The sequence below is a fragment of the Mesorhizobium sp. M7A.F.Ca.AU.002.02.1.1 genome, assembly GCF_003998535.1.
Classification (GTDB): Bacteria; Pseudomonadota; Alphaproteobacteria; order Rhizobiales; family Rhizobiaceae; genus Mesorhizobium; species Mesorhizobium ciceri.
Genome location: NZ_RZPB01000439.1, coordinates 1 through 5,229, shown reverse-complemented (window position 1 = coordinate 5,229; position 5,229 = coordinate 1). Strand labels below are relative to the sequence as shown.

Annotated in this window: 6 protein-coding genes; all 6 read right to left on the bottom strand. The window is 62.0% G+C overall.

Features of this window, described 5'->3' with window-relative positions; translation table 11 throughout:
* The coding region (gene tilS / locus EN879_RS23460) for a tRNA lysidine(34) synthetase TilS (RefSeq protein WP_127274274.1) at positions 1–654 on the bottom strand (654 nt) is incomplete at its 3' end.
* 57 nt (positions 655–711) lie between these two features.
* Positions 712–1,821 carry a tol-pal system protein YbgF gene (gene ybgF / locus EN879_RS23455; protein ID WP_027162518.1) on the bottom strand — a complete coding sequence of 370 codons (1,110 nt, stop codon included), beginning with the start codon at positions 1,819–1,821 and terminating at the stop codon, positions 712–714.
* A gap of 220 nt (positions 1,822–2,041) precedes the next feature.
* Positions 2,042–2,548: a peptidoglycan-associated lipoprotein Pal gene (pal, locus tag EN879_RS23450; RefSeq protein WP_013529149.1), complete on the bottom strand. Its 507-nt coding sequence runs from the start codon at positions 2,546–2,548 to the stop codon at positions 2,042–2,044.
* 270 nt (positions 2,549–2,818) lie between these two features.
* Positions 2,819–3,169: a four helix bundle protein gene (locus EN879_RS23445; protein ID WP_224618753.1), complete on the bottom strand. Its 351-nt coding sequence runs from the start codon at positions 3,167–3,169 to the stop codon at positions 2,819–2,821.
* Between the two features lie 39 nt (positions 3,170–3,208).
* Entirely contained in the window at positions 3,209–4,519 is a 1,311-nt protein-coding gene (gene tolB / locus EN879_RS23440) for a Tol-Pal system beta propeller repeat protein TolB (RefSeq protein ID WP_013529148.1), read from the bottom strand.
* A gap of 40 nt (positions 4,520–4,559) precedes the next feature.
* On the bottom strand, positions 4,560–5,229 hold a 670-nt coding region (locus tag EN879_RS23435; RefSeq protein ID WP_127274273.1), incomplete at its 5' end, for an energy transducer TonB.

Here is a 5,229-nt window from a genome sequence, read left to right as displayed (position 1 = left end):
CTCGACACTCTCGCCGGCAAGTGCGGCCCGCACACGCGGCCGCTCGAAAGCCGCGTCGTCATTGGTCGGATCGTCAGCCCAGCCGACATTTTGACGGCGCAGGACGTCGCGCAATGCCGCGCGCCGCACGCCGAGGAGCGGCCGCACGATCCAAATGCGCCAGTCATAGAGGGTGGCCGGCGCCATGCCGGCAAGTCCCCGGCCGGCCATGCCGGCATGGCCTTGGCCCTCGTCCCGCGCGTGCCGCATCAGCACCGTTTCCGCCTGGTCGTCGGCGGTATGGCCGGTGAGGATCATGCCGATGCCTTCCGCTTGTGCCGCCTCGGCTAGCAGCCGGTAGCGCGCCTCGCGAGCGGCGGCGGGCAGACCGGTCGATGGCTTTGGACCCGACCATGTCAGGATGCGGTGTGAAATTCCGAGCCTGGCGCACAGCTTCGCCACTGTTTGCGCTTCCGCAGCCGAACCGGACCGCAAACCGTGGTCGATCGTCACCGCCAGCAGCCTGGTTGCCGGCGCCCTACGTTCGAGATGGTGTTTGAGAAGAAGGAGCAGGGCGGTCGAGTCGCTGCCGCCGGACACGGCCGCAACAGCGCCGCTGGTAAAATCGATATGCGAAAAAGGGTTAGTCGAGAGGTCCGGCTCGGTGTCGAGCATGATGCATGTCGCCCAAAAGTGATCCCGGTTTCAGGACAACGACATGTATGACAAGGATCAGCAGGCAGCCAGAGCCTTCTCCTGCTTGACGCGTTCCTTGAGCGCGCTGGAAATATCGGGGTAGCGCTTGCCGACCTCGCTGAAAGTGGCGCAGGCAACGTCATGCTGCTTGAGGCCGACCAGCGACACGCCGAGCTTCAGCAACATATCGGGAGCTTTCTTGGCCTTGGGGTAGTCCTTGCTGGCGGCAAGGAACGTCTCGGCCGCATCGCGGTATTTCTGCTGGCCGAGCAATGACTCGCCCAGCCAGTAATGCGCGTCCGCGGCCTTCGCATCCTTGGGGAAGCGGGCGATGTGGTCGCGAAAACCCTGCTCGGCGGTGCCGTAGTCGCCCGAGAGGATGAACTGGTATGAGTTGCGGTAGAGCTCTTCCGGATTGTTGGTGGCGGGCAACGCCGCGACCACCGTATCGGATTTGCCGGCCTTGGGCGCCGCCCCGGCGACTGGCGCGGTATCCTGCGCCGGCGCGGTCGATTGTGTGTTGCCGCCGGCATCGATGACATTGCCGTTCTTGTCGACGGTGATGCTGCCGAAGGTCTTTTCCGGCGCTCCCGTACCGGGAATAACCTTGCCGGGGTCGCCATCCGGAGATTCGACGATGACGTCCTCGACCGTCTTGCCGACTGCCGATTGATCGTTGGCGGGCTCGGCGCCGGCATCGGCCGGCGCCCGTGTTGCCGGGGCCGCCGCCACGTTGTTGTCGGTGCCGGTGGTGGCGTCCGATTTCTTCTGCGCCGGCGGCTGTCCGCCTTGCGTGCCGCCACCTTCCAGCTGCTGGAAGCGGAATTCATTATCTTCCTGCTGCTTGCGGATCTGCTCCTGCATTTGCAGGACCTGGAAATTGAGTTCCTCGATCTTGCCGTTCATCTGCCGCAGCTGCTCTTCCAGGCTGGTGACAGCGGTAGGATCGGACTGCACCAGCTGAACCTGGTCCGGTTTCTTCTTTTGACCAAAAAAGCCGGGCAATTCGATACTGGGAAGATGGAAGGTAAAGCCGCTGTCGGTTGATTGCCCTGTGCCGCTCGCCCCGGTGCCGCTAGCCAGGGCGGTGACGCCTGATAGGAGCAGCAGCGCAAGCGTGCCGCTCAGAACCGATCTCAAATGCATGTGCCTCTCGCAGTGATTTCGTTAGCTTGTTCGCGCCTTCCAATCAGAATGGGACCAGCCAAGCGCCCTCGGCTCATAGCAGGAGCCGAGACTTCGGCCAAATTTTGTTTCGGGCATCCGGATATGAAAAAGGCGGCCCCAAGGCCGCCTTTCGCACAAGTATGTTGCATTTTTACCGCTAGACGGCCACGCGTCCTTTGACGCGCCGGTCCATGATGCCTCAGGAGCCAGCGCCGCTAAGCGTAGTGACCGCGCGGCGATTCTGCGACCAGCAAGAGATGTCGTCGCAAACCGCGACCGGACGTTCCTTGCCGTAGGAAATGGTCTTGAGACGGCTGGCCGAGACGCCCTTGGCGACAAGGAAGTCACGGGTAGCGGCTGCGCGGCGGGCGCCGAGCGCCAGATTGTATTCGCGCGTTCCGCGTTCGTCGGCATGGCCTTCGACGACGATGGCATACTGCTTGTACTGGTTCAGCCACTGTGCCTGGCGCGAGAGCGTCGTCTGCGCGTCGGCACGGATCGAGGTCGAGTCCGTATCGAAGAAGATGCGGTCGCCAATGTTGACGGTGAAGTCCTGCGCCGATCCGGGTGTTGCGGCGCCGGCGCCGTTAAGGCCAAGATCGGCCGCGTTGTTCGGCGTCTTTTTCGAGGCGCAACCGGCGATGGCGAGCATCGCCACCAGCGCGATCATGACCGGGTTTCTGGTAAGTGCTGCAATACGGCCCATGCCGCCTCTCCTTCGTAATTCGAGTGGTCTAATTTGAGTGATTTCGTTGATCACCCAGTAACCACGTTTGGGTTAACCGGCATTCAAGAAACACGGTTAAATTTTGGTTTAAGCTGCCCGTCCGCAGCCATTGGCCATGAGCCACAGTTGGCGCGGACCCTAGGCGGAAATACGGCCAAAACGCGACAAAGAGATGGAAAAGAGGAATTGAAGAGTTGGGGAATTGAGGAACTGAAGAGAGAATTCACTTCAGCTTTTCTCTCAGATTGATCAGCATGCCGTAGATATGGGCATAGGATCGCAGCCAATCGTCGTGTTGTGCCTGGCTGATGTATCCAAGGTCGAACGCTTAGGAAATCCACGTCTCCACTTCGCTGCATGACCCATTGCCATCGAAATGAACCGCGCGAATTCGGGTTTGGAGTGAGTCTGCTTGGCAAATCCCTCAGCCAAATTGGCGCAGATTCCCTTGCTGGAGCGACGCAACTGATCAGCCAGTGCGTATTGCTCCATTTTCGGGAAGGCGAGCGTAGCTTTATGCACGTCAAGAGAGACCACATAAGCGCGCTTATAAACCTCTAGATCCTTCGCACGCTTGATGTGGCCGCCCGCCTTCTCCATTCTTCAGTTCTTCAATTCCCCAGTTCCTCAGTTCGTCTCTTACTCCAGCAGCGGCGACCAGGCAGGGTCCGAAGCGAAGTTCGCCGTCGGGATCGATTGCTCGTTGCGTCCGGTCAGATCGACCGAAACCAGTTTGGGGCCACCGGCGGAATCGCGGAAGAACATCAGCACGCGGCCATTCGGCGCCCAGGTCGGTCCCTCCTGCTGGAAGCCGGAGGAGAGGATGCGCTCACCCGATCCATCGGTCTTCATGACCCCGATCTGGAATTCGCCGCCGGTCTGCTTGGTGAAGGCAATCAGGTCGCCGCGCGGCGACCATACCGGTGTCGAATAGACGCCGTCGCCGAAGGAGATACGGGTCTGGCCCGAACCGTCGGCGCCCATCACGTAGATCTGTGCGCGGCCGCCACGGTCGGAGGTGAACACCACCTTGCTGCCGTCGGGCGAATAGGACGGCGAGGTGTCGATGGCGGTCGAGTTGGTCAGCCGCGTCGTCGAGCGGCTGCGCAGGTCCATGGCGAAGATGTTGGAATTGCCGTCGTCGCGCAGCAGGCTCATGATCACCTTCTGGCCATCGGGCGAAAAGCGCGGCGCAAAGGTCATGCCTGGGAAATTGCCGACCAGTTCGCGTTGGCCGGTCTCGATCTGCAGCAGGTACACCCGCGGCTGACCGCTTTCATAGGACATGTAGGTGATTTCCTGCCGGTTCGGCGAGAAACGCGGCGTCAGCACGATCGACCTGCCGTCCGAAAGATAGCGGACGTTGGCGCCGTCCTGGTCCATGATCGCGAGGCGCTTCTTGCGCGCATTCTTGGCGCCGGATTCGTCGATGAAGACGACGCGGGTGTCGAAATAGCCTTTTTCGCCGGTCAGCCGCTCATAGATGGCGTCGGCGATGATATGGGCGACACGCCGCTGATTGGCATCGTTGGCGAAGAACTGCTCGCCAGCCATCTGCTGGCCGGCAAAGGTATCCCACAACCGGTACTGGGCGCGGATGCGGCCGTCGGCTTCCTTGCTGACGCTGCCCGTGACCAGCGCCTGAGCGTTGATCACCTTCCAGTCGTCGAAGCGCGGTGCTGCATCGGGGTTGGTGATTTTCTCGATAAAGGCGCTCTTGTCGATCGGAGCGAACAGACCCGAACGCTTCAAATCGGCGGTGACGATCTGCGAAATCTGCGCCCCAAGCGCGTCGCCGCCCTGGAAATCCGTGATGGCGATCGGCAGCGGCTCGACGTTGCCCTTGTTGACGTTGAGCTCGACGAGCGCCAGCGCCGGCAACGTGCCTGCCGCGGTCATGCCCATCGCCATTGCTGCGACCATCAGGAGCGGCTTGAGGATTGATTTCATGTCTTCTCGCTTCTCGTACTGATTTTCGGATGACAGGGCCTTAGAGGCCGAGCATCTCCCTTGGATCGAAGGTGACGCGGACGTCGGCCCAGATGTCCTGCTTGCCGGCGGGAACTTGCAGGCCGGTGACATCGCATTTTTGCACCGCACGAACGGCACTTTCGTCGAACTGGCGATTTCCGCTCGACTTTTCGACCGCCGGGCGCCCGTCCAGCTTACCGGATGCATCCAGGTTGAACCGCACCACGACGAGGAAGTTCTCGGAACCTTCAAGGCCGACAGGAAGGGTCCAGCAGCCGCCGAGCTGGCTTTCCAGGGCACCCATTTCGGACCTGGAGAGCTTCTGACCTTGGTCCTTGTCGCCGCCGAGCGACGCCTGCTGGGTCGAGCGCTTGGCGCCGCCGCCGGATGGTTTCTGCTTGTCGAGGAGCGCGGAGATCTCGTCGGCGTTGAATTGCTTGTCATCGGATTTCGGCTTCGACGACGCTTCCTTGACCGGCTTGTCGGCGTCCTTGCGCTCCGGCGCCTTGGCGCTTTCGGCCTGCGCCGGCTGCGGCTTCGGCCGCGCTTCCGGCGCGGGAGCGGAATCCGGCAGCTGCGTCGCCTCGGCGGGCGGCTCCTGCGCTATGGCTTCAGCGACGGCGTCGGGCTTGACCTCGGGCGTCGGATCGATGGCAGCGGTCTTGTCCTGCGGCGGCGGGGTCGGCGCC